At 40.0% G+C, this 22,688-nt stretch carries 29 protein-coding genes and 1 riboswitch; of the genes, 22 read left to right on the forward strand and 7 right to left on the reverse strand.

What is annotated here, in order from left to right; translation table 11 throughout:
* The first annotated feature begins 78 nt into the window (after nt 1–78).
* The 4 genes from ABEQ24_RS15805 (at nt 79) to ABEQ24_RS15820 (ending at nt 1,985) form a co-directional block, all read left to right on the forward strand.
* Nucleotides 79–465, forward strand: coding sequence for a VOC family protein (locus ABEQ24_RS15805; protein ID WP_430007677.1), 387 nt, complete (start codon nt 79–81; stop codon nt 463–465).
* Between the two features lies 1 nt (nt 466).
* Entirely contained in the window at nt 467–1,240 is a 774-nt protein-coding gene (locus tag ABEQ24_RS15810; protein WP_430007678.1) for a GNAT family N-acetyltransferase, read from the forward strand.
* A gap of 106 nt (nt 1,241–1,346) precedes the next feature.
* Complete coding sequence (locus ABEQ24_RS15815; protein WP_083328294.1) at nt 1,347–1,478, forward strand: YjcZ family sporulation protein; 132 nt, start codon at nt 1,347–1,349, stop codon at nt 1,476–1,478.
* Nucleotides 1,479–1,784: 306 nt separating this feature from the next.
* On the forward strand, nt 1,785–1,985 hold the full coding sequence (locus ABEQ24_RS15820; RefSeq protein WP_070877768.1) for a cold-shock protein: 201 nt from the start codon (nt 1,785–1,787) through the stop codon (nt 1,983–1,985).
* 128 nt (nt 1,986–2,113) lie between these two features.
* On the opposite strand, the gene ABEQ24_RS15825 is transcribed toward ABEQ24_RS15820, so the two are convergent.
* Nucleotides 2,114–2,674, reverse strand: coding sequence for a peptidoglycan-binding domain-containing protein (locus ABEQ24_RS15825; RefSeq protein ID WP_430007679.1), 561 nt, complete (start codon nt 2,672–2,674; stop codon nt 2,114–2,116).
* A gap of 163 nt (nt 2,675–2,837) precedes the next feature.
* On the opposite strand from ABEQ24_RS15825, the gene ABEQ24_RS15830 reads away from it, so the two are divergent.
* The 9 genes from ABEQ24_RS15830 to ABEQ24_RS15870 all read left to right on the forward strand — a co-directional run bounded on the left by ABEQ24_RS15830 (nt 2,838) and on the right by ABEQ24_RS15870 (nt 10,210).
* Nucleotides 2,838–3,368, forward strand: a complete 531-nt coding sequence (locus ABEQ24_RS15830) for a small multi-drug export protein (protein ID WP_430007680.1) — start codon at nt 2,838–2,840, stop codon at nt 3,366–3,368.
* Between the two features lie 209 nt (nt 3,369–3,577).
* The gene (locus tag ABEQ24_RS15835) at nt 3,578–4,375 is read left to right on the forward strand and encodes a toll/interleukin-1 receptor domain-containing protein (RefSeq protein WP_430007681.1); all 798 of its coding nucleotides are present in this window, start codon (nt 3,578–3,580) and stop codon (nt 4,373–4,375) included.
* A gap of 28 nt (nt 4,376–4,403) precedes the next feature.
* Nucleotides 4,404–5,090: a hypothetical protein gene (locus ABEQ24_RS15840; RefSeq protein WP_430007682.1), complete on the forward strand. Its 687-nt coding sequence runs from the start codon at nt 4,404–4,406 to the stop codon at nt 5,088–5,090.
* Between the two features lie 43 nt (nt 5,091–5,133).
* Nucleotides 5,134–5,943, forward strand: a complete 810-nt coding sequence (locus ABEQ24_RS15845; protein ID WP_430007683.1) for an alpha/beta fold hydrolase — start codon at nt 5,134–5,136, stop codon at nt 5,941–5,943.
* Nucleotides 5,944–6,022: 79 nt separating this feature from the next.
* Nucleotides 6,023–6,643 carry a hypothetical protein gene (locus ABEQ24_RS15850; protein WP_430007684.1) on the forward strand — a complete coding sequence of 207 codons (621 nt, stop codon included), beginning with the start codon at nt 6,023–6,025 and terminating at the stop codon, nt 6,641–6,643.
* Between the two features lie 801 nt (nt 6,644–7,444).
* Nucleotides 7,445–8,371 carry a hypothetical protein gene (locus ABEQ24_RS15855; protein ID WP_430007685.1) on the forward strand — a complete coding sequence of 309 codons (927 nt, stop codon included), beginning with the start codon at nt 7,445–7,447 and terminating at the stop codon, nt 8,369–8,371.
* A gap of 6 nt (nt 8,372–8,377) precedes the next feature.
* Nucleotides 8,378–9,298, forward strand: coding sequence for a threonine--tRNA ligase (gene thrS / locus ABEQ24_RS15860; RefSeq protein ID WP_430007686.1), 921 nt, complete (start codon nt 8,378–8,380; stop codon nt 9,296–9,298).
* Nucleotides 9,299–9,429: 131 nt separating this feature from the next.
* Nucleotides 9,430–10,056, forward strand: a complete 627-nt coding sequence (locus tag ABEQ24_RS15865; protein WP_430007687.1) for a superoxide dismutase family protein — start codon at nt 9,430–9,432, stop codon at nt 10,054–10,056.
* Nucleotides 10,040–10,210 (forward strand): hypothetical protein, encoded by a 171-nt coding sequence (locus ABEQ24_RS15870; protein ID WP_430007688.1) that lies wholly within the window; start codon nt 10,040–10,042, stop codon nt 10,208–10,210. Before ABEQ24_RS15865 ends, ABEQ24_RS15870 begins: the two co-directional genes overlap by 17 nt.
* Before the next feature lie 69 nt (nt 10,211–10,279).
* On the opposite strand, the gene ABEQ24_RS15875 is transcribed toward ABEQ24_RS15870, so the two are convergent.
* Complete coding sequence (locus tag ABEQ24_RS15875; RefSeq protein ID WP_430007689.1) at nt 10,280–10,756, reverse strand: divergent PAP2 family protein; 477 nt, start codon at nt 10,754–10,756, stop codon at nt 10,280–10,282.
* Nucleotides 10,757–11,002: 246 nt separating this feature from the next.
* Nucleotides 11,003–11,767, reverse strand: a complete 765-nt coding sequence (locus ABEQ24_RS15880) for a hypothetical protein (protein WP_430007690.1) — start codon at nt 11,765–11,767, stop codon at nt 11,003–11,005.
* 248 nt (nt 11,768–12,015) lie between these two features.
* On the opposite strand from ABEQ24_RS15880, the gene ABEQ24_RS15885 reads away from it, so the two are divergent.
* The 6 genes from ABEQ24_RS15885 to ABEQ24_RS15910 all read left to right on the forward strand — a co-directional run bounded on the left by ABEQ24_RS15885 (nt 12,016) and on the right by ABEQ24_RS15910 (nt 17,011).
* Nucleotides 12,016–12,462, forward strand: a complete 447-nt coding sequence (locus tag ABEQ24_RS15885) for an NUDIX hydrolase (RefSeq protein ID WP_430007691.1) — start codon at nt 12,016–12,018, stop codon at nt 12,460–12,462.
* A 278-nt stretch (nt 12,463–12,740) separates the two neighbouring features.
* Nucleotides 12,741–13,226, forward strand: coding sequence for a hypothetical protein (locus ABEQ24_RS15890; RefSeq protein ID WP_430007692.1), 486 nt, complete (start codon nt 12,741–12,743; stop codon nt 13,224–13,226).
* A gap of 202 nt (nt 13,227–13,428) precedes the next feature.
* Nucleotides 13,429–14,109: a FadR/GntR family transcriptional regulator gene (locus tag ABEQ24_RS15895; RefSeq protein ID WP_430007693.1), complete on the forward strand. Its 681-nt coding sequence runs from the start codon at nt 13,429–13,431 to the stop codon at nt 14,107–14,109.
* Between the two features lie 33 nt (nt 14,110–14,142).
* The gene (locus ABEQ24_RS15900; protein WP_430007694.1) at nt 14,143–15,456 is read left to right on the forward strand and encodes an MFS transporter; all 1,314 of its coding nucleotides are present in this window, start codon (nt 14,143–14,145) and stop codon (nt 15,454–15,456) included.
* Nucleotides 15,457–15,485: 29 nt separating this feature from the next.
* Nucleotides 15,486–16,475 carry an ornithine cyclodeaminase family protein gene (locus tag ABEQ24_RS15905; protein ID WP_430007695.1) on the forward strand — a complete coding sequence of 330 codons (990 nt, stop codon included), beginning with the start codon at nt 15,486–15,488 and terminating at the stop codon, nt 16,473–16,475.
* Between the two features lie 200 nt (nt 16,476–16,675).
* Nucleotides 16,676–17,011 carry a hypothetical protein gene (locus ABEQ24_RS15910; protein ID WP_430007696.1) on the forward strand — a complete coding sequence of 112 codons (336 nt, stop codon included), beginning with the start codon at nt 16,676–16,678 and terminating at the stop codon, nt 17,009–17,011.
* Nucleotides 17,012–17,318: 307 nt separating this feature from the next.
* Here ABEQ24_RS15910 and ABEQ24_RS15915 read toward each other — a convergent pair whose 3' ends face one another.
* Nucleotides 17,319–18,035, reverse strand: a complete 717-nt coding sequence (locus ABEQ24_RS15915; RefSeq protein ID WP_430007697.1) for a vanadium-dependent haloperoxidase — start codon at nt 18,033–18,035, stop codon at nt 17,319–17,321.
* A 42-nt stretch (nt 18,036–18,077) separates the two neighbouring features.
* On the reverse strand, nt 18,078–18,998 hold the full coding sequence (locus tag ABEQ24_RS15920; protein ID WP_430007698.1) for a S66 peptidase family protein: 921 nt from the start codon (nt 18,996–18,998) through the stop codon (nt 18,078–18,080).
* Between the two features lie 234 nt (nt 18,999–19,232).
* Between ABEQ24_RS15920 and ABEQ24_RS15925 the strand changes: the two genes are divergently transcribed.
* Nucleotides 19,233–19,784, forward strand: a complete 552-nt coding sequence (locus ABEQ24_RS15925; RefSeq protein WP_430007699.1) for a DNA topology modulation protein FlaR — start codon at nt 19,233–19,235, stop codon at nt 19,782–19,784.
* Nucleotides 19,785–19,898: 114 nt separating this feature from the next.
* Here ABEQ24_RS15925 and ABEQ24_RS15930 read toward each other — a convergent pair whose 3' ends face one another.
* Together ABEQ24_RS15930 and ABEQ24_RS15935 are read right to left on the reverse strand one after the other, a co-directional pair.
* Complete coding sequence (locus tag ABEQ24_RS15930; protein ID WP_430007700.1) at nt 19,899–20,060, reverse strand: hypothetical protein; 162 nt, start codon at nt 20,058–20,060, stop codon at nt 19,899–19,901.
* Nucleotides 20,061–20,062: 2 nt separating this feature from the next.
* Nucleotides 20,063–20,428: a winged helix-turn-helix transcriptional regulator gene (locus ABEQ24_RS15935; RefSeq protein WP_430007701.1), complete on the reverse strand. Its 366-nt coding sequence runs from the start codon at nt 20,426–20,428 to the stop codon at nt 20,063–20,065.
* A gap of 119 nt (nt 20,429–20,547) precedes the next feature.
* On the opposite strand from ABEQ24_RS15935, the gene ABEQ24_RS15940 reads away from it, so the two are divergent.
* Both ABEQ24_RS15940 and ABEQ24_RS15945 read left to right on the forward strand, forming a co-directional pair.
* Entirely contained in the window at nt 20,548–21,042 is a 495-nt protein-coding gene (locus ABEQ24_RS15940) for a lactoylglutathione lyase family protein (RefSeq protein ID WP_430007702.1), read from the forward strand.
* A 159-nt stretch (nt 21,043–21,201) separates the two neighbouring features.
* A riboswitch (ZMP/ZTP riboswitch) is annotated at nt 21,202–21,280 on the forward strand.
* Between the two features lie 65 nt (nt 21,281–21,345).
* On the forward strand, nt 21,346–22,545 hold the full coding sequence (locus ABEQ24_RS15945) for a phosphoglycerate dehydrogenase (RefSeq protein WP_430007703.1): 1,200 nt from the start codon (nt 21,346–21,348) through the stop codon (nt 22,543–22,545).
* The last annotated feature ends 143 nt before the right edge of the window (nt 22,546–22,688 follow it).

A 22,688-nucleotide genomic window follows, 5' to 3' on the forward strand; every position in this document is an offset into this window, starting at 1 on the left:
TGAAAAATCATCCTTTTCTGATAGAGTCATAGGAATTTGATATAATCTTATAAACGACTTCACGAGGAGAGGATCACTATGGCAATTAAAGGATTTGAACATGTTGGGATACAAGTAGCAAATATCGAAAAATCGATTGAGTTTTATCAAACTGTTGCAGGGCTTGAACTGATGGACCGATTTTTACATACAGATGGAAAATTGAAGCTTGCTTTTTTAGGAGTGAATCATTCCATAATCGTAGAATTGATTGAAGGGTACAATCCAAATCTTCCAGCTGAAGGAAAGGTGCATCATGTTGCTTTTAAGGTAAGCGATATTGAATCCGAAGAAGAAAGACTGCGGGGACTTGGAGCAGAATTTATTTTTGATGAAATTACAACTTTGCCAAATGGAGCGAAGTATCTCTTCTTTAAAGGTCCAGACGGTGAGTGGATTGAGTATTTCGAACCGATGAATGGCTAAAATGATGAATTTTTCTAAAGAGCTGGATACAGCAGAAGAAGAGTATCTGCAATTATTTTGCCGCGTGAAAGATACTGCGCTTTATAAAGCTTTCAGGGATGATTCGCTGAAAGGGATGTACAGTCATCATTTTGCAAAAATGACGACTCCTTATCATCCCATTCTTTTAAGAGAAGTGCTTGCAGCATCAAGACATGCTCTAAATCGCAGTTTCATCCATGTTAAGCTGCCTTTTAATGCAAGAGTAGATAAAAAAATGCTGTCTTATTTAACATCAGAAGACTACTTTTGCGACCTGGATTTGTATTATTTTCATGATTTAATTCAAGTGGAGACGTGCAGCAAAATCATGACAAAGCTTGGCGAGGGTGATGCCCTTCAGGATGCATGCCGTGCAATGGAGCTCTACGATGCCAGACATATAAGCGCCTCTTTCGCAAAAAATAAAATGAAGCGGAAAAAACCATTTTACCTTTCCAAAAAAATAAGGCTTTATGTCTGTTATGAAGAGGGAGTTCCGATCGGCAGCGCGGAGCTTTACATTTCGCCTGTCACAAACATTGCAAAAATTGAAGAGGTTGCGATTTTGGATGAATATCAGCGCAGGGGATACGGATCATCTTTTATGAAATGTCTTTTGAATGAGGCAAAGCAGCTCGGAGCGGCTTGTGCCTACCTCATTACGGTCAATGAAGCTCCATCCAGAGCTTTTTATGAAAAGCTCGGATTTATAAAAGTGTTGGAACAGGAGAACATTTTTAAGAATTTGATTTAAAGATCTTTTTTCTTTTTTCAGGAAATAGGCGAATGCACATACGAGACAACCACCTACCTCATAAAGTAAGACTGTAAAGAAAATCAAAATGAAGAGGTGTTTTTTCATGTACGGTTATGACTGCGGATGTTCTTATCCTTCTTACCCTGTTCAATGCGGCGGGTATGGAAGCAGCTTTGTATTGATTGTTGTCTTGTTTATTTTGTTGATTATTGTTGGTTCAGCTTATATTTGCTAGTTAAAAGCGGGAAGCCTCTTTAAATGGAGGCTTTTTTCTTTGCGGAAAAAGTACAGGATGCACATTGGTATAATAGATGTGCAAAATTAGAAAATGAAGTGTATATATATAGGAATTAATTCCCCATTATGTGTTTTAATAGGAAAAATTTGAAATAAAATTGCTATTCACATGTCGAACTGTTATGATGAAGGAGAATTATTTTTGTTCGCAGTACAAGTTTCAAAAAGCTTACGTCTTGATTGAAATGAACATGAACAAGAATAGTAATACATTGTGTGTTTACACACTAGGAGGCAACATAACATGGAACAAGGTAAAGTAAAATGGTTTAACTCAGAAAAAGGTTTTGGATTCATCGAAGTTGAAGGTGGAGAAGATGTATTCGTTCATTTCTCAGCTATTCAAGGCGAAGGCTACAAAACATTAGAAGAAGGCCAATCAGTTACATTTGAAACTGAGCAAGGTCAACGTGGACTTCAAGCAACTAACGTTCGCAAAGCATAATCCATATAATTGTCCGGGCAGCCCTTATGACAGGGCTGTTTTTTTGTATGTGAGGTTTATAACCATAGGTACCTTTATACAAATTAAAAGGACCTCAACATGTGAAGTCCTTTTTCAAGTTATTCTAACTAGTCATTCAAAACCTTCTCAAGCGCATCTCTTGTATTAGGACCGTAAATCCCATCATCCGCGAGATCTGGAAAGCGCTGCTGAAATTTAAGGATGGCTCCTTCTGTTTTTGGTCCATAAACCCCATCCTCCACAAGCCCTGAGCCAATGTCATTTAAGCCTTGCTGAAGTTTTAAAACGTCGCTGCCTCTGCTGCCGGGCTTAAGAATCGTATTCGGAAGACCGAATGTGTTGATTTCTACTGATAGAACCTCATGTGTTTTCGGTCCGTAAATTCCGTCTGCTTTTAATTCTTTTTTAGCTGTCTGATAATAATAGACGGCTTTCGTTGTTTTCGGGCCAAAAATACCATCGACTGTTAACGCTGCTTCTGCTGCTTCATTTAAGGAGCGCTGAATGATTTTAACGTTTTCACCACGTGTGCCTTCTTTTACAATACCGGACTCAGGCAGAGTAAAGATATAAGGGATATGTTCATGGGCGCTGCTTGCCTGAGGTGCCGTCATCATTAATGCGGATGCCGTAAAGACAGCTGCTGAAACCATTTTCCATTTTTTCATATTTTCTCTCCCTTTCTTTTGGTTTACATGCATGTGACGGAAGGGAGAAGAGAATAGTTTCATATTTAGTCGAAATTTTCATTCTATTTTATAGTTGAAACTTTTTCCATGTTGAATCGTATTAAGAGGGATGACTTTTAAAAAAAGATTAAAGGAGAAATCAATGGAATTATTAATTGCTTATACAGCTGTGTTTATTATGGCAGCCATTCCGCTGTTCGAAGTTTATGGAGTGATTCCGATCGGTATCCTTGCAGGCCTTTCGCCTCTCGCAGTTTCTGTCGTTGCCTTCCTTGGAAATGCGTTTACTGTCATCTTGCTTATTCTGCTCGTTGACAAAGTGAAAAACTTCCTTCAAAAGAGAAAAATGAAAAAGCAAGGAATGACTGTGATGAATGAGGAAGCTGCGTCACTCGAAGCAGAAGATTCAAAGCGGTCAAAACGGGCAAAAAAAATCTGGCGCCGTGCCGGTCTTCCTGGACTGACGATTATAGGACCGCTTTTGGTAGGCTCTCATTTAGCTGCGTTTTTAAGCATGAGCTTTGGCTCAAAACGGACGGTTGTTACCGGGTGGATGCTTGTCAGTTTAGTCATCTGGTCTGCAGCTGCCGGAATCGGGACATGGCTTGGTGCAGACTTTCTGACAGCAGAAGGTCAATATGAAGGATTTTTAAAAGATTTCCTTGAAAAATAAGCTGCAGGCTGATGTCTATAAAACAAACCATCAGTCGGTTTTTGTAGAAATCGATCAGATCAATTAAACCTGTCCCTTAGCGTTCTTCTCATAGAAGAACGCTATTTTCATGTAAAATCTCCTATTATCCCTCATATCTATCTGCTGGCTTGAATATAATTTCGGGAGACTGCACAAAGGATTTTTTAGGAGGGGAGGAGACCCTGCTCTTGATCGATACTATATTTATCAGTCATGCCCACCGTGATGAAGCATATGTGCGGGAATTGGTTAATTTGCTGACGATGATGAAAGTGCCCAATATCGTCTGCAGTTCATACCCTGGCTATCACATACCAAATGATGAGGACATATACGAATATCTTCACAAAAAACTAAGCGGCAATTCATGGGTCATTTATGTGCTGTCTGAACATTATTATAAAAGCCCAGCATGCCTGAACGAAATGGGCGCCTGCTGGATTTTGAATAAAAAATACACATCTATCTTAACACCCTCTTTTGATTATAAGGAAATGAAGGGAGCCATCAATCCGAATCAGATTTCGTTTAAGCTGAATGACCTTGACCGTCTGTATGAGTTTTTAGAGAATGCGCGAGAGGTTTTTAAGCTTGAGAAACCTCCAGGGACATTTTTGGTGAAAATATGCGAGCAGGCTGTTCGAAATGTCAATCAGCTTGCAGATGACGAAAAAAGAGACAGAAAGCTGATTACCTGCCATTTAGAAGGAATCCGGATTGATCCTAAAGAAAGTTTTTGCCTCCAAATCAGACTGCGCTTAAAGAATCCTGCAGAGCATGATATACAGCTGGATGTGGTGAAAATAGGGCTGTCAGATGAAAATGGCGCTTCTTTTACCTATACGCTTCAGCCGGCAGATATAAAATTGTACAGCCTGGAAAATAAAATCGTTTTCCTATCAGTAAAAATCGGAGATTCCAAGTATGAACCTTATTTGCATCAAAGTGAAAAAATAGATTTGAAATTCAGCAGGGATGTCTGGTAAGGATTTCGATTTGATTGGAGGTAGTGTGATGAAAGTTGAACTGAGTGCAGAGCAGAAAAAAATAAGAAAGCAAATTGAAGAGAAACTGGATGTCATTGTGCATTTTCTTAATTTAGCAAGAGAAGAACGGCAAAAACAATCATACGAGAACATTGAAAAAGTATATGCGGAAATGGGGACAGCAGCCCATAAATTGCATATGACTCTCGATCCAAAACCGAAGCTGCAGCGCGAAACAGTCAGGCTTCGTGGATTGAAGCCTGAACATCCGGAATTCTATCACCATATTCGGCCAGTAGAAGAGCTCTTGAACTATTTGGATGATACACATGCAAATGATGAGCCTGTGGATCAAACACTTGGCGAAACCTTTTATCTGGATGTTTTTACACGGAAATGGGGGCATCTTGACAGGTATACTTTGCTTCGCAACGAAGAAGGATGGCTTATTAAGCACATGTCTCAAAACGAGCAGGGAGGGCGGGATGCTGAACCAATCTTAAGCTATGTTCTCCGCCATGATCATGTTTCTTATCCCCGGAATTTAAGCTCGATTATGGAAGATATTTGGTACAGGGCAGCGGATGAAGGTTTATCCCGTGATGAAGTGCAGGCCATGCTTAAGGAAGTGTCAGATTGGATTTCAATGACAGAGCAAAATTATCCAAGCCATATAGCCCTGAATAAAAAGAAGCAAAAGGGCTTTTACTCTTAGAAAGCAGGCTTTCAAGCAGGGAAGTTTTTAGGGGGAGTGAAACGTGGGGTATTATTTAAAAGCAGAAGACGATGTAAATTTATTTGTGGAGGACATTGGCCCAAAAGATGGCCGTGTCATCTTTTTCATTCATGGCTGGCCAGTTAATCATAAAATGTTTGAGTATCAGTTCAACCAGCTGCCCCGCCTTGGATTCAGGTGCATCGCCATGGACATTCGAGGCTTCGGCAAATCAGACAGGCCGTGGACAGGCTATTCCTATGATAGACTCGCGGATGATGTTCGGATCGTGATCGATTCTCTTCAGCTAAAAGAATTCACACTTGCGGGATTTTCTATGGGTGGAGCAATTGCAATCCGTTACATGGCCCGTCATGCAGGACACCAAGCAGCGAAACTTGCGCTTTTTGCAGCTGCGGCGCCTTCGTTCACTAAGCGCCCTGATTATCCGTACGGCATGTCCAAATCAGAGGTGAATAAATTAATAGATCAAACCTATAAGGACCGTCCGGAAATGCTATCTGGCTTTGGGCAGATTTTCTTCTCAAAATATATTACTGAAAGCTTTAAAAATTGGTTCCAGGATCTTGGCCTGGAAGGGTCGGGCCATGGTACAGCCCTGACTGCTTTATCTCTTCGGGATGAAGATCTCCGGACGGATTTAGGAAAAATTTCTGTGCCAACTGCTATTTTCCACGGAATGAAAGACCAGGTATGTCCGTTTATTTTTGCGAAGCTTATGAATGAGGGAATAAAAGACTCAGAAATCATTCCCTTTAAATACAGCGGACACGGCCTGTTTTATGATGAACTTGAAAAATTCAACCGGGAACTGGCAAGGTTTTTGGAATAGGCTCTGAATTTTCACGTTGATTCATGTCTCTTTTGTAAGTATCATAAGGATAGCGTACATAAAGAGGAGGCACCATTTTTTGAAACAGCACGTTCTTTTTTACTCATTTGTTTTTCTGTTATGCTTTCTGCTCGGATTTATACAAGCTCCGTTTTATTTGATTGCATTGCTGCTGATCCTTTCAATGAGCTGGTATATGTATATCCAAATCAGTCCGATTCTTTTTTCAAAGGATGTTCATAAATCTGAAAAATTCATCCTGAAGCATCAGAAAAACCCGCTGTATCAGTTTTATTATGCCATTGCCAATAACCTGGAAGGTGAAGCGGAAGAAGCATTGGCGAAATTTAATGCCAAATACAAAAACTCTCACCGGCAGGCCTTAATGAATACAACTTTTGCGCTTTATCGAAAAGATGTTTCAGAAGCTAGAAAACATGTCGTTTCGATCAAACCTCCAGTTTACCGTACTTATTATGAAGCTTTAATCGCAGCAGAGTCCAGACAATATGACGTGGCGAAAAGACTTGCCGAACAGCTCCCAAAAGGCTGGATGAAAGAAAGCGTGCTTGCTGAAGTTTCAGAAAAGCAAGGAAACAGAGCTGCTGCTAAACTGCATACAGAAAGTGCCTATGAACAGACAAGGGGCTTGCAGAGATACTTAATCTATAAAAATAACGAAACTTATTTTGCTTCTTAGAGCATCAATCTTGAGATTGGTGTTTTTTTGTGCAAAAAAATACGAATCGCTAGGAATGATCATAAAATGAAATTTGATTTACTTGCCAATCCGGGTAAACTACTTGCCAGAATGCCTCTTTTACTAGCCGGAATTGATAAAATACTTTCCAGAATATATGAATTCTATCTTTTTTCCAATTGCCTCCATTTAATGCTAGTAAATGGAACAAAATAGATTTTTATGAATAAATTAAAAGGAACAGTTGAAATTAGCTGGAATGTATTGTAAACTCAGAAATAATTATTTGAAAAGTGATGAAAAGGACATGAGTCATTTTAAACGGTTTTCAGAGAGGGAAGGACTGCTGGGATCTTCCTAACGCAGAAAATGAACTTACCGCCTTGATACTGCACGGAGGAAATGCCGTGCCGCAGACGCTGCGTTAAAGCGCTGGAGCCATTTCTTTTTTAAAAGGATGGAAAGCTGGGTGGAACCACGGGTAAACGCGCTCGTCCCTATTTTAGGGATGAGCGCGTTTTTTTAATTCCATAAAAAAGTACAGATAAGGACACGGGTCATTTAGCCGGTTTACAGAGAGGGAAGGATTGCTGAGAACTTCCTGATGCAGGAAAATGAACTTACCGCCTTGGAACTGCACGGAGGAAATGCCGTGCCGCAGACGCTGCGTTAAAGCGCTGGAGCCATTTCTTTTTTTTAAAAAGGATGGAAAGCTGGGTGGAACCACGGGTAAACGCGCTCGTCCCTATTTTAGGGATGAGCGCGTTTTTTATATTTTCTTATAATGAGGAGTGTTTTAAGATGAAAAACAAATTTTTGGCCAGCAGCAATCTAGAAAGTAAAAATGTGATAGGAGGAAAGGTAAACGGCAAGGTCGTAAGTTTGAATGATATCGTGGATGTGATCGAAGAAGTGCAGCTTATTACAATGGAATCGGATGAACGGCAGGATTTCATGAATCACACTTGCGCACAAGTTCTTGCACATGCGGTTAAGAGATTGTATAAAGGGGCGATTTTGGGAAATGGCTCTTATCAGAAAAGCGGGTTCTCCTATGAATTTCAACTGCCAGAAAGCATTCGGGCTGAGGAACTCCCAAGGATTGAGCAGGAAATGGAGAACATACTGGCCGAAAAGCTGGAGATCGAACGTCTGAATCTGTCATATGAAAATGCAGCTGCACTTTTATCTGAAAAAGGAGAAGAACTGAAACTTGAGCTTCTTCATGAACAAAGGGAAAATAACCAGATTTCCATATATAAGCAAGGAGAATTTATTGATTTATACAGCGGACCGCAGCTGCCTTCTGCAGAATTCATTAAAGCCTTTAAGTTATCTGCTGTTTCAGGCTCCTACTGGAAGGGTGATAAGAATAATCAGGTCCTGCAGAGGATTTCAGGGATTGCCTTTGCAAGTAAAAAAGAATTAGCTCTGCATGTTAAAGAGATGGAAGAGCTGAAAAAGCGGGATCACCGCAAGATTGGAAAAGAAATGAAGCTGTTCATGTTTTCAGAGGAAGCGCCTGGCATGCCGTTTTTTTTGCCAAACGGACAGCTGATGAGAAATGAGCTGCAGAATTTTCTCCGCGAGATTCAAGTGGAAGCCGGCTATCGTGAGGTGCAAACTCCATTGATGATGAATGAAAACTTGTGGAGGCAGTCAGGGCACTGGGATCACTATCATGAAAATATGTATTTTTCTGATGTGGATGAAGCGAAGTTTGCATAAAAGCCAATGAATTGCCCGGGACACATGATGATATATAAAAACCAGCTGTATTCGTACAGGGACCTTCCAATCAGACTCGCAGAATTTGGCCAGGTTCACCGGCATGAATACAGCGGTGCTCTAAATGGGCTTTTAAGAGTCCGCACTTTCTGCCAGGACGATGCGCACTTGTTTGTCAGACCAGATCAGATTGAAGATGAGATGAAAAACGTTCTTTTTCAGATCGACAAAGTTTATCGTACTTTCGGGTTTGATTATTCTGTTGAACTATCTACAAGGCCACAGAACTCAATGGGGTCAGACCGTCTTTGGGAAAAGGCGGAACAATCACTGAAACAAGTGCTTGTAGATCTTCATGTTCCTTATCAAGTAAATGAAGGCGACGGAGCGTTTTACGGACCGAAAATAGATTTTCACATAAAGGATGCCATGAAAAGAAGCCATCAGTGTGCAACAGTTCAGCTAGATTTTCAAATGCCAGAAAAATTCAATTTAAGCTACATGGATGAAAAGAATGACAAGCAAAGACCTGTTGTTATTCACAGGGCCATTTCTGGGTCGCTTGACAGGTTTCTCGGAATTTTGATCGAGCATTTTGCCGGAAGCTTTCCCTTATGGCTTGCACCCATACAAGCAGTGATTGTCCCTGTGGCAGGAGTTCATCTTCATTATGCTGAAAAGTTAAAAAAGCAGCTTGAGAACTGCGGAATTCGTGTAAACATAGACAGAAGCAGCGAGAAACTGAATAATAAAATCCGAATGGCACAAAAAAGCAGGGTTCCCTATACTCTTGTGATAGGTGATCAGGAGATCGAAAAAAATGAAGTGAATGTAAGAGTGCATAGCGGGAAGAGTTCAGAAGCTATGGCAATAGACCAGTTTAAGAGCATGATTTTAGAAAAAATTGCTAAGCGGGAGCTCGGGTAAAGAGATCTATATCAATAGACGGAAGAAGAACGATAAAATCAGATGATTTTCAGACTATTCTCTCATCTTCTCCTTAACCAAGTTTATCATTCCTAATAAGTGGAACAAAGAAAGTAAGGAGGGATGAGCAGATGTCAAACACATTGTGGAAATGGATGCTGCCGCTTTTTGTGATAGGAATGACAATCGGATGTTCAGGCGGGACTGCCGAAGATACAGAAAAAACAAATATGCAAGACGCTGCTGAAACAGCTAATGAAGAATTGAAATCTGGCGCAATGGCTGAAATGGTGGATACGGAAAATAAAAATGTAGGAACGGTAACGTTTACAGAGCATGACAATCACATGATGATAGAAGCGAAAATGAAAGGGCTTGAACCTGGTTATCACGGTTTTCACATTCATGAAAAGGGTGTATGTGAACCTGATGCAGAAGGAGGTCCATTTACAACAGCGAAAGGTCACTATAACCCTGGAAAAAGCAGCCACTCAGAACATGCAGGGGATATGCCTTCCTTATTTGTAAATGAGGATGGAAAAGCTGAATTTTCAGCCGCATTTGACCGGGTAACCATGGAGCAGTTATTAGAACAGGAAAAAGCGATTATTGTTCATGCAGATCCGGATAATGCTGCAAATATTCCCGACCGTTATCAATCAGAAGGGAAAGCGGGACCTGATGAAGAAACGATGAAAACGGGTGATGCAGGAGACAGGCAGGCTTGCGGTGTGATAAAAAGTGAGGAAGAAAGCTGAAGAGATGAATTCAGAAGGGAAGCCATCCACTATTGTAATCAGATTTAAAGATGGAAGGCAGATGATGTTTGTAAAAAATGATCACTTCACAGCTAACTGGCATTTGTTTACTCAGAAGATGAGGGATTACAACATCGCATATGCAGGTGAATAAACTTAGTGCTTTCTATCTAATTCAAAAAACACACCAATTTATATTTCCAATTGGTGTGTTCCTTTTCGATTAAGCATCTTCAAGCTTAGCGCTTGCCAGTCCAAGTAACACCCCTAATACGGCTCCGCCGACTACTTCTAAAGGCTGATGTCCAAGAACTTCTTTTAATTCTTCTGCCCGTTTTATATGACCGAGACCTGGGAGGTGCTCTGAAATAACCGCCATTTCGCCGTCAATATCGTTGATCAGTTTGGCAATTTCACCGGTGTGGCGTCTGATTCCCTGTGCATCATACATCACGATGATGCCGAAGATTACGGCAATCGCTGTTTCAATGGAAGATGTTCCATTTTTCGCTGCTACATACGAGGATAGGGCTGCAACGCCTGCTGAATGCGAGCTTGGCATTCCTCCTGTTGTCACTGCCTGTTTGATATCCCATTTTCCAGACAGCCTCTTATATGTAAAGATTTTAAGACCCTGCGCAATTGCAATTGCACTTATAGCTGTAATGATTCCTCTGTTCATCTTCTTTTTCTTTTTCATTGCTCTGTTTCACCTCTTAAAAGTAGTAAGTGCGCACTATGTATTTGCGGAAACTCTGATGTAGCATAAATACCCCTCGCGGCTCATTCTAAACGTTATTATTTTCTAAATCGTGATTATTATTTAAGCTGAGCTCAGTAAAAAATTATCAAACACACAGTGTATAAAAGAGGAAAAACGGCTGAATGAAGAATAAGCAGTAAACCAATGAACAGGGTAAAAAGCACACCGGAAAATGGTGTGCTTCTACTTTTTCACAATTTTTGAAGGGTTGTTGATTTTATAAGGCACAGAAATCTCTAATAGGAGTGCCTCGTCTTCGACATCTTTTCCTTTGGGGAGGCTTTTCTTCACGATTTTGCCGTTAAAATCAAGGTCATCTCCTGGAGCCAGTTCAAACTTTTTCAAGGTTTTGCTGTGTGAACACCAGGCAAGGCCAACTTCAAGCGGCTCATCGCCATCAATTCGCACATCTTCGAGAACAACCACTTCATCGTTTTCTTCATTAAAATGATTCCAGCTCAGGGCAAACTGCTTCACTTTCCCTGTAAAATGAACTTTGTCATCTGGCAGTGCAAGTTTGGCCGTTTTTTCTTTTTTCTCTTTTGCAGGTTTAGAAGGAGCTTTTATTTCTGGTGCAGGTTCCGCCAGTTTAGCAGGTGCTTCAGGTTTTGGCGCAGACTTTTCAGCTTCAGGCTCAGGCTTCAATTCTTTTCCGAAGTTTGAGGACTGCATTTCTTTTAGGTATGCAGGATGAATACAAGAAAGATTGCCATCCTGGAACTCAATGATGATTGTGTAATTAGAGTCTCCAAATGTTTGGTAGCCTTTTATAGTGACAAGTCTCTGGTGGGTTCTGTCCTTATACCAGTACTCTTTTTTTACTCTGAGGCCCCATTCTTTCACTTTTTCTTCATAATGGCCGTCATCGTCAAATAATTCGTATTCCCCTGCTGGAGGAATATAATTCGTTAAGTTGGCATCTTCAATATGAGGCAAAATGACTGCCATGCTCTCACGTCCTTTCATCTCTATTCTACAGGCTCTCTTGATGGAAAAAAAGTGAATGGCATCATTAGCTGAAATTTAATGGATAAGAGAAAATAGATTTGGATAATATTCACAAATAATCGGTGTTTTGGTGTATCATTGACAGTACACTATTAGCGAAAAGCAAGGCAGTTCTTAGGGAATTGCCCCTGGTAGTAAGAGTCGTGATCAGTACGTATAAAATTTAATTTGGATGTGGAGGAGACAGCATGAGAAAGGGAATCATCCGCCCATTAGTTATTTGCCCTTTTCAAAAGGATAACCGGATTTTAGTGGCAGAAGGGTTTGATGAAAGCAAAGGGGAGAATTACTATCGTCCAATCGGCGGGGGAATAGAATTTGGAGAAAGCAGTGCTGCTGCTCTTTCAAGGGAAGTTGAAGAAGAAATTCATGCAGCTATTTCTAATGTTTCTTATCTTGGAACCATTGAGAATATTTTTATATATAACGGAGAACAGGGACATGAAATCGTGCAGGTCTGTCATGCAGAATTTACGGATCCGTCTTTCTATGAACTGGAATCGTTTGAAGGCATAGAAGACAATGGGACAGTTTTTAAGCTTTATTGGAAGTCTTTAAGTGAGTTTGAAGATGGTAACCTGCGTTTAGTACCTGAGAATTTACTGGAACTCCTAAAAAGGAATGGCGGGAACTAGATATGGAGTACATAGGTTCAGCAGAATGCAGGTTTCTTGATTGCCGGGTTAAAAGAGGGCAGACCGCAAGCTTAAAACGTTGATGACCAAAAAGCGATGTGTATGAAGATCTTAAATAGAGAAGACGATATTGTGACAAGTATGTTTGCGTTCCTTCAATAGGAGGGGACGTTTTTCTTATTCTTCAAAAATGGAAATATCGTTATAGCGAAGAATAATAATTGAAGGAATCGAGAAAATAATACCAAGAATAGGCTGGAGTATCAGGGGGTGAAACTTTGATAAACAATTTTATATTATGGACTGTACTAATTGCTCCGTGGCTGACTTTATTTTTAATAAAGAAGGAAAAGATAAAAAGATTTATGCCCGCAGCCATTTTTGCCTCATATTTAATGATCATCTATAACGTAATAGCAAATAATCAAAACCATTGGATACTTAATGATCCACTAATACATTGGCTTGAACCTTTATTTGTTTCTGGTGTATTTGGAGCTTTTCCAGTAATCACTTTATGGGTTTTTTATTTTACATACGGAAAATTTTTGGTGTATCTTACTGTTAACATTGTCATAGATTTTATGTTTTCTGTTTTTCCGATCCATTATATATTTCAAGAAGTATTTGGAATCTATAAGCTGGTTAATATAACTCCCTGGGAACGTTTTTTCTTATTTGTCTTATTTTCAATTGTTCTTTATGGGTATCAGAAATGGCAGGATGAGGTTTTTACCTCGAAATTAAAAAACAGCAGCTGGTGAGTTATCATGTTTAAGCGCTAAATACATTATTAACTGCTGCCGGAAAGGCGGCTTTTTTTAGTTTTATGTTCCCATATCAGTATGCAAAATGAATTTTATGTTCAAAAAACAGTTTAAAAATACATTTACTATTTTGAGAATTTGAAATAAAATGTATAATACCTATATGATAGGTATACAGCATGTGAGAGGGAGGAGGAAGATGCCTCTAGTTAAGAAACAATTGGTTCATGAATTAGCAGCAGAAGAGATTAAACGATTGATTCAAAGCAGCAAATTACAAAAGGGAGATAAACTGCCCTCAATGGCCGAACTTGCAGAGACATTTGGCGTTAGCCGGACAAGTATAAGAGAAGCACTTAGGCAGCTTGAGGCTCATCAATTCGTTGAAATTGTGAATGGGAAAGGGATCCTTGTTAAGGATGCGAATGCCCATCAGCTGCAAACGCGTATTTTTATTGAAAGTGAGCTGACTTTTCTGCTTCAGTTATGTGAAGTAAGGAGGGGGCTTGAAGGACAGGCAATTGAACTTGCCGCAAGGAGAGCAACAGAGGAACAGCTGATCAGGATGGAGACAAATCTGAGAATCTTTAAAAATGTCAAAACCTTAAACGAAGAATCTGTTCAGGCAGATTTTGATTTTCACCAGACTCTTTATGAAGCATCGCATAATCCTGTCTTATACAAGATGATAGACACGGTTTATGAATCGTTTAATGAGTTTTGGAAAAAAAATCAGAACTCAGATTCCATTTTTGCAGATACTTATCAATTTCATGAAGATATCTTTTATTATGTGAAAAATAAGCAGCCGGAACTTGCCAGAGCAGCATTAAACCAAATGATTGATATTGTCGAATCAAGAGTAAAAGATTTGTTTTAAAGGGGACCTAATTTAAATTGGAGAGGTGTCAAAATGGCTCAAAATAAAGGGGATAACAAGATAGCAGCAAAAGCATTGATTGCCAGTTTAATAGGAAGTTCGATTGAATGGTATGATTATTTTTTATATGGAACAATTGCCGCACTTATTTTCAGTAAACTGTATTTCCCTTCAGAGGATCCTGTGGTTGGATTAATGCTTGCCTATACCTCTTTCGCTCTGCCATTCTTCATTCGCCCGTTAGGCGGAATCATTTTCAGCCATATCGGCGATAAAATTGGACGGAAAAAAACGCTTGTCATGACGCTATCGCTGATGGGAGGCGCTACTGTACTGATTGGACTGCTGCCTACATATGAAATGATCGGTATATGGGCTCCGATTCTCTTAATTGCTTTGCGATTAGTCCAGGGTCTTGGAATAGGCGGAGAGTGGGGAGGTGCATTATTACTGGCAACAGAATATGCTCCGCCTAAAAAACGCGGATTTTTCGGCAGTATCCCGCAAATGGGTGTAACAATCGGACTGCTGCTTGGAACCTTATCAATTTCACTCATGACCCTGTTGCCTAATGCACAATTTGAAGCCTGGGGCTGGAGAGTGCCGTTTATTCTAAGTGCTCTGCTCGTCTTCATCGGATTATGGATCCGCAACGGAATCGATGAAACTCCGGCATTCAAGGAAGCAAAGGAATCAGGGGAGATTTCTAATGTGCCTCTTATTGACACATTTAAATATCATTGGAAAGAAGTTCTTGTAGCAGTAGGGGCCAAAGTGGTTGAAACAGCTCCATTTTACATATTTGGAACATTTATTATTTCATATGCTACAGGCACGCTCGGTTTTGAAAGAAGCTCTACATTGAATGCAGTAACAATCGCAACTTTAGTGACAACAATCATGATTCCTTTTATGGGGAAATTATCAGATAAGGTTGGCCGCAAGCCGCTCTATATAGGCGGAACAATTGCCATGATCCTTTTCGCATTCCCGTACTTCTACTTACTCTCTTTAGATTCTGTCCTTTGGTTAACTGTCGCAACTGTGATTGGCCTTGGAATTATTTGGGCACCAATCACGGCGGTATTAGGAACAATGTTTTCAGAAATTTTTTCAACCAGCGTCAGATATACAGGTGTAACAGTTGGTTATCAGCTAGGTGCTGCTATTGCCGGCGGGACTGCTCCTCTTATTGCCACTGCATTGCTGAGTGCTTATAATAATTCATTTGTCCCGGTTGCCCTTTATATCATTGGTGCGGCCATCATCTCATTGATTGCGGTTTCGTTTACTAAGGAAACTAGACCGATTGATAAAGACGGCAGGCCGCAAAGCAAAGCCATGTAAGAAAACTACCAGACCAGGGAGTGGAAAAATTGCTGTTATTAAATGAACAGAAGATCAAAGAGCTTTACTCCATGGGAGATTGCATAGATGATGTAGAAAAAGCATTTCGTTATGGCAGGGAAGGTAAAACAATTGCTCCAATCAGAATGTCTCTCCCGCATAAAAAAATGTCGGCAGAAACGCTATATATGCCATCTTATATTGAGGCAGAAGATTACACCGCCGTTAAGATCGTCAGTATTTTCCCGAATAATGCCGAAGAAGGAAAAAAAGTGCTGCAAAGCATCATCTTATTAACAGATGCGAAAAATGGAGAACATGCAGCGATGATGGATGCGAGCTATTTGACTGTACTCAGGACAGGAGCATCAAGCGGTGTGGCCACAAAGTATTTAGCACGTGAAAACTCCAAAATCTGTGCAGTTCTGGGGTGCGGTGCGCAATCACTGGGACAAATACAGGCGATGATGGCTGTTAGAAATTTGGACGAAATCATCCTGTATAATCGCACAATTAAAAAAGCAGAACAATTAGCTGAACAACTTCGTGCGCTGTATCCTGATTGGAATGGAAACATCAAGTTCCAAAGTGATGCAAACAAAGCTGCAGAAAAAGCGGACATCATCATCTGCAGCAGTAAATCTGAAACCCCGCTGTTTGATGGCAGTCACATAAAACCGGGTACTCACATTAATGCGATTGGCTCGTATCAGCCGCACATGCAGGAAGTAGATGTTCAAACACTCAATAAAAGCAGCAAAATCGTTGTCGACACCATTGAAGGAGCCCTTCATGAAACAGGTGATTTTCTTGTACCAATGGGAGATGGATCCTGGAATCCTTCATCGATTTATGGAGAAATAGGAGAAATCATTTGTTCAGATAAAGCTGCACGGACGAACGAGGAAGAGATTACATTTTATAAATCCGTCGGCATTGGCTACCTGGATACAATGGTAGCAGTTCAAGTGTATAAAAAAGCGATTGAAGCGGGTGCGGGTGAAGAGTTTTCAATGTAATCACTAGATAAGCAGAACAAAAACTCCAGTTAAACTGGAGTTTTGTTCATAATCACTGCTTGAGGTTGAACGCTTATGATTCAAGTAAAGCGTTCTTTTTGTATTTATCAATAAATATTTATTGAAAAACAATAAAATATTAATTATGATAAAGGAAAAGATTGCATTGTTTTATAGGCTGATCGGTTGTCTTAGGGAAGGTGAACGCTATTAATAGAAAAATTGATTTAAAGGGGAAAATGACAATTTGGGGATTGGCCTTACAAAGTGTATTCATCCTTTTAATCACAATCTTCAATCCACTGAGAATTGCAGTGATGGAAGTGTGCTCGGTATATCCCGTGGCCCTGTTTGAACTTTTTCTTGGCGCTGTTAGTTTGATTTGCGGCATATATGGATTGTCAAAAAGAAATATGCCAGCAGTATCTGTATTTGTTGCTGCGTTTGGCGTGCTTATCTGTTTCTATTTCATTTTTGTCTATCTTTTACCCGAAGCAGGGACACCTCCGCCGATTCCATGGCTGTATAACGAGTAATAAAATTCGAAATGATGGAGGTTTGTGTGAATCTTATTTCCGTTTGTATTGTCTTTATTTATCTAATCATTACTGTTTTATGGATGGCGAATTCCAGTTTCTTATTTTCTGAAGGCGGAATAGCTGTTTGGATTCTTGCGTTACTTATAGGGGGATTTGTTTACCGAAAGAAAAGAAACAGACTCATTTTAGTTTCTGCTTGTTTTATAACTTTTTTACTTGGTTTAACTATTTTGATTGAACTCATTACAAGTTCAATGCCTTAAATTTCAAGATATAAAAAATATAGAGTCTTTCAAGCAGGTTTCTACCTGACATCACCGAGATTCTGTGCTTTCATGACCTTAACAGCGATATCCCCGATTTGCCTGCCTAATCTAAGTCCTTCATCATTATCAGCTTTAAAATGTACACCGGCATACAAACGTGATAATGCGCATTCTTCCATTATGCGAGTTATTCCTGATGCTTCTCCCGGAAAGAAATAGTGTAAGACCGATTCTGCACAGCCTGCAACAGCGGCGTGAGCAGATGGATAGGCTGGAAAACGCGGGGTAGTGAGTACAGCAGGCAGGTGTCTGCCATATTGATTTGGACGTGCCACATCCCATGCATATTTAAAATACCACGACATTACAAAGGCATCATTAACAGCAGCATGAAAAAAAGCGAGTGCTCTGGCAATTTGCGGTGATCCGAGTCCGTATTTTTTGGCTGAATTGAAAATCATAGGAGTCATATTCTGAGTTGCTTCGACCGTTCCCCAGTAATTTGCGATGCGTATTTGCTCTGATGTCAGGGAAGATAATGTTTGTTCAACAAATAAAAGTTCTTTTCCCCAATCAACCCCGATAGGATTTTTAATCTGCCAGGTAATACGCTGCTGAAAGGGATCCAGGAATTCGCTGCTGTTTTGTCTAATAATAAAAAACATGGGATATGATGCTGGTGCCGGATAACCTTTAGGTGGGGTTTGCTCTCCCTGATAAGGATATTCTGACCATCTTCTGTAGGTTGTTCTCATTTATCTGGCACCCCCCAGTTTTTAAGAGTAATGCATCTATTACTAAGAAACACTTGGTTCAATCACAGTCAGTGTATTATCTGTGGAGTTAAGATTTACATTTGCACCTATTGGAATAGCAGCTTTATAAAACCCATGTCCTGTAGCCAGGTTGGTGATCAGCGGTTTTCCAATTGGGACTAACAGGGAATTAATTAAATCTTCATAATCAGTATCATAAGATACAGGGCAATTTGTACATTCTCCCATAACAATGCCAAGACAATCCTGAAATTTACCTGACATCATTAATTGAGTAAGGTAGCGGAAAATCATTGTAGTAGGTGCATGGGTGTCTTCTAAAAAAAGGATTTTACCTTGAGTATTAATTTCAAAGGGAGTACCAAGGGTATTGACTAAAGAAGTCATATTTCCACCAACGATTGGACCCGTTACATTTCCCGGAACTAAACTCTTCAGGAGAAGATCTGGCGGGTTCTCTATCATTCTTGGAGAATTCAGTGTGGAAACTGCCTCAAAGAATTGATTGAAATTATATACGGGTGTCTCTATTCTAAAATCAATCAGCATTAGGCTATGGAACGTAATTAAATCACTTGATAGATACAAACTATTTAATAATACGGTTATGTCACTATATCCGGAGATAATTTTTGGGTTTTGTTTTATGACATCAAAATCCAGAAAAGGAAGAATGGTCTGAACACCTGTTCCACCTCGTGTGGATAGGATCATGTTGACACTCGGATCTTTGAACATATCCATGACATCTGCTGCTCTTTGCTCGGCAGGTGCAGCCGTGATGCCCTCATAAGAATATACGTGTTTGCCGAAAACAACATTATATCCTAAATCTTCCAAATATTGAACTCTTTCATTAATAAGTTGTGTATTAAGGGGGCTGCCAGGCGTCACTAGCCCAATCGTATCCCCTCTTTGCAGCAACGGAGGTCTTATTGCCATCTTTTCCTCCCCCTGATTTCGGTTCAATTATAATTTACGATAATAAAAGGTATTAAAAGGTGCTCGGATATATGTCATATTCGAGAAAACTACTGATTGGGCAATTCTTGATTTTCTTTAAGATTCCTCCGATTAATTGATAAAAACAGATCTTGCTGTAGACCGTTATCTGATGAATAGAAGGAAACCTCCTTACAAAAAGCGAAATAGATTAGACGCGAGGTGACAAAAAAGTTGAACTCTAAACCAATTAAAATACGGTTAATAGGCTCCGTCGGCAGCGGTAAAACTACGCTTGCCAGAGAGTTATCCACTATATTAAATATTCCTTATTATCAATTAGATAACGTTGTCTGGATGAGGGATCATGCAGGAGATATCAAAAGAACAGATGCAGAAAGAGATCATTATTTACATTCTATAATCTCCTCTGGCAATTGGATACTTGAAGGGGTTCACAGCGAAAAATGGGTCTCTGCCAGTTTTCATCAAGCAGATTGGATCATCTTACTAGATCCTCGTTATTCTGTGAGAACATACCGGATTATCAAACGGTTTTTCCTGCAAAAAATTCGAGTGGAAAATTCAAACTATGAACCAACGGTAAAAATATTTTTAAACATGTTTAAATGGAACCGGTACTTTGAAGAAGTGGGAAAACCTAATTTCCTTCAATCATACGGAAACTACAAAAACAAACTATTAGTCATATCTACTGATCGTGAAGCAGCTGATTACTTGGACAGAGTCCGACGGAATTTGGAAAGACAGGAGATGAACCGATGATTTCAATGCCGGGAAACAAATGGTCTCCATTTGTTTATTGGCATTATGAAATAATTCACGGGGTTTCCAAATTAATTGGAGTGGTTTTGAAATTAATTCATGAGGTTTCCAATTTTATTCCCCGCCGCTCGAATAATGGTTATCTCCCATGGTCACATTCTTGTCTTCTCCTGGACGGTGACTCACAGTTTTTCTGTTGAACGTATTCTTCCTTCTAACATCAACTGCAAATGCTAAACCTAATGCTCCAACCAATAAACCGATCAGCCAGGCCATCATCATTCCTCCCCGGATTTTTCAGATTCGTCCCAATTTGCTGCTCCCCACAAATGCATTTGCTCAAGAACCGGCATGAGTGTTTTTCCTTTTTTGCTCATCGAATATTCCACTTTTGGAGGCATCGTGTTATATTGCTTCCGCTCGATAAATCCATCATCTTCAAGTTCTTTTAATTGCCTGCTCATCACTTTGTGAGAGACACCGGTCAGTAATCGGCGGAGCTCATTGTAACGCAGCGTGCCATCTTTTCCTAAATGCCACAGAATAACGGTTTTCCATTTGCCGCCGATTTTGCTTAATGTATATTCGATCGAGCACTTAAGTTTACCTTCTTTATTTACAGGTGTTGTCACCGAAACCTTCATTCCTTTCTTACCTCTATGATAGTATCTGACACAAAAGTGCATACTTACATCATAGAAAATCATTCGTTACAATATATGTGCTGGTGATTAAATACTACAGCCGAGGAGGAGTTTTATCAATGTTAACGTATCCTAGATCATTTTCTCATATAGGCCTTTCCGTTCCGGACCTGGACAAGGCAGTTAAATTTTATACAGATGTGTTTGGCTGGTATGTCTTAATGGAGCCGTCAAAAGTAGAAAACGATGATTCTGCCATTGGCCAAATGTGCCGCGATGTGTTTGGAGACGAGTGGGACACATTCCGGATTGCCCATCTTTCGACTGGTGACAAAATCGGCATTGAACTGTTTGAGTTTTCTCATAACGAGAAACCCGAGAATAACTTTGAGTACTGGAAAACAGGAATCTTTCATTTCTGTATCCAGGATCCTGATATTGAAGGCATGGTTGAAAAAATCAAAGAACATGGCGGCAAACAGCGGATGCCGATCAGAGAGTATTATCCAGATGAAAAGCCATTTAAAATGGTCTATGTGGAAGATCCATTCGGAAACATTTTTGAGATTTATACACACAGCTATGAGCTGACGTATTCTGAAGGGGCATATTAATAGGTAGACCTGAGCTTTAAACCTTGCAGCATCAAGATGTTAAATGGTAAAGGAATGGAGAACCATAACATAAGCAAATCTGGTTTTTTAGAAAATTATAAATAATTTCATATTTGGCTTGAAGGCCGCTTAAGAAATTGATAGAATGGAAGAAATCAAAAGACTATGTGTAACTGGCGAAACGCGGACAACCGCGGGGGAGCACATGGTGTCGCAGCCGTTCGCCTGGGCAGAGGTAAGGGATTTATCCCTTGCCTCTTTTCGTATTTTTTTAAAAAAATATAAGAAAAAAAGGAGATAAACATGAGCACAATAACATTAGACAAAGTGAAAAAAATTAAAACATTAAATCACATAGCAGAAGGGGGGTTAAATGTATTTCATAAGGATACTTTTAAGGTTGATAATGACTGTGAAAATCCTGATGCCATAATGGTTCGCAGCTATAATATGCATTCAATGGAATTCGGGAATCATTTAAAAGCAATCGCCCGTGCCGGGGCAGGTGTCAATAATATTCCTGTCGATAAATGTACAGAGCGTGGAATAGTGGTTTTTAATACTCCTGGTGCTAATGCTAATGCGGTAAAAGAAATGGTTTTAGCCTCATTAATGGCTTCTTCCCGAAACCTGTTTGCCGGTGTTTCATGGACAAAAACCTTAGAAGGCAAAGGGGAACAAGTTCCACAGCTTGTGGAAGCAGGAAAAAAGCAATTTGCAGGTAAAGAAATCAAGGGTAAGACTCTTGGTGTCATTGGATTAGGTGCAATTGGTGCACTTGTAGCGAATGATGCGATTGCTTTAGACATGGATGTGATTGGATTTGACCCATTTATCTCGGTTGATACCGCATGGAATTTATCGCGTAATGTTCAGCGTGCTCTAACGATTGAGGAGCTGTTTGCAAGTGCTGATTATATTACAGTACATACACCGCTAACGGATGATACAAGAGGAATGTTTAACCAAGCAACATTCAGCATGATGAAGCCAGGTGTTCATATCCTGAATTTCTCAAGGGGGGAACTTGTGAATGAATCGGATATGGAAGCTGCACTTGAAAGCGGCATAGTAGGTCAATATATGACAGACTTTCCAAATGAAAATGTATTGAAAATGAAAAATACTGTGTCTACACCGCATATAGGTGCCTCAACAAAAGAATCAGAGGAAAATTGTGCGATTATGGCTGGGCGTCAGATAAGAGAATTCCTGCAGACAGGAAACATTAAAAACTCTGTCAATTTTCCAAATGCTTACCTTCCATATACAGGTAAGCAGCGTGTGGCAGCTTTCCATCAAAATGTTCCCGGCATGGTTGGAAAGCTTACTTCTGCCATCTCAAGCTATGAGTTAAACATCGCAGATATGGTAAACAGAAGCCGCGGAGAATATGCTTATACAATGATAGACATTGATACGAATGTAACGAACAATATCGTTCCTCTTTTGGAGGAAAACATCAGCAAGATTGAAGGCATGATTACAGCACGTTTTATTTAAAGGCTGTATTACGAAAGCTCTTTTCAAAAACTTTGTTGCTTCTAGACTACATGTTTACGGAAGGCTTTTAACTCCTGTGGGAAATAGAGGGAAAAGGGAGACCCCGCAGGCATGCCGAGGATGCTCACACCCTCCACGTGGAA

The sequence above is a fragment of the Metabacillus idriensis genome (assembly GCF_050483325.1).
Lineage (GTDB): Bacteria > Bacillota > Bacilli > Bacillales > Bacillaceae > Bacillus_P > Bacillus_P idriensis_A.

Coding starts and splice junctions, on each gene's coding strand:
- ABEQ24_RS15805 (WP_430007677.1), top strand. CDS start 79: ATGGCAATTAAAGGATTTGAACATGTTGGGATACAAGTAGCAAATATC.
- ABEQ24_RS15810 (WP_430007678.1), top strand. CDS start 467: ATGATGAATTTTTCTAAAGAGCTGGATACAGCAGAAGAAGAGTATCTG.
- ABEQ24_RS15815 (WP_083328294.1), top strand. CDS start 1,347: ATGTACGGTTATGACTGCGGATGTTCTTATCCTTCTTACCCTGTTCAA.
- ABEQ24_RS15820 (WP_070877768.1), top strand. CDS start 1,785: ATGGAACAAGGTAAAGTAAAATGGTTTAACTCAGAAAAAGGTTTTGGA.
- ABEQ24_RS15825 (WP_430007679.1), bottom strand. CDS start 2,674: ATGAAAAAATGGAAAATGGTTTCAGCAGCTGTCTTTACGGCATCCGCA.
- ABEQ24_RS15830 (WP_430007680.1), top strand. CDS start 2,838: ATGGAATTATTAATTGCTTATACAGCTGTGTTTATTATGGCAGCCATT.
- ABEQ24_RS15840 (WP_430007682.1), top strand. CDS start 4,404: ATGAAAGTTGAACTGAGTGCAGAGCAGAAAAAAATAAGAAAGCAAATT.
- ABEQ24_RS15855 (WP_430007685.1), top strand. CDS start 7,445: ATGAAAAACAAATTTTTGGCCAGCAGCAATCTAGAAAGTAAAAATGTG.
- thrS (WP_430007686.1), top strand. CDS start 8,378: ATGAATTGCCCGGGACACATGATGATATATAAAAACCAGCTGTATTCG.
- ABEQ24_RS15865 (WP_430007687.1), top strand. CDS start 9,430: ATGTCAAACACATTGTGGAAATGGATGCTGCCGCTTTTTGTGATAGGA.
- ABEQ24_RS15875 (WP_430007689.1), bottom strand. CDS start 10,756: ATGAAAAAGAAAAAGAAGATGAACAGAGGAATCATTACAGCTATAAGT.
- ABEQ24_RS15880 (WP_430007690.1), bottom strand. CDS start 11,767: ATGGCAGTCATTTTGCCTCATATTGAAGATGCCAACTTAACGAATTAT.
- ABEQ24_RS15885 (WP_430007691.1), top strand. CDS start 12,016: ATGAGAAAGGGAATCATCCGCCCATTAGTTATTTGCCCTTTTCAAAAG.
- ABEQ24_RS15895 (WP_430007693.1), top strand. CDS start 13,429: ATGCCTCTAGTTAAGAAACAATTGGTTCATGAATTAGCAGCAGAAGAG.
- ABEQ24_RS15900 (WP_430007694.1), top strand. CDS start 14,143: ATGGCTCAAAATAAAGGGGATAACAAGATAGCAGCAAAAGCATTGATT.
- ABEQ24_RS15915 (WP_430007697.1), bottom strand. CDS start 18,035: ATGAGAACAACCTACAGAAGATGGTCAGAATATCCTTATCAGGGAGAG.
- ABEQ24_RS15920 (WP_430007698.1), bottom strand. CDS start 18,998: ATGGCAATAAGACCTCCGTTGCTGCAAAGAGGGGATACGATTGGGCTA.
- ABEQ24_RS15930 (WP_430007700.1), bottom strand. CDS start 20,060: ATGGCCTGGCTGATCGGTTTATTGGTTGGAGCATTAGGTTTAGCATTT.
- ABEQ24_RS15935 (WP_430007701.1), bottom strand. CDS start 20,428: ATGAAGGTTTCGGTGACAACACCTGTAAATAAAGAAGGTAAACTTAAG.
- ABEQ24_RS15940 (WP_430007702.1), top strand. CDS start 20,548: ATGTTAACGTATCCTAGATCATTTTCTCATATAGGCCTTTCCGTTCCG.
- ABEQ24_RS15945 (WP_430007703.1), top strand. CDS start 21,346: ATGAGCACAATAACATTAGACAAAGTGAAAAAAATTAAAACATTAAAT.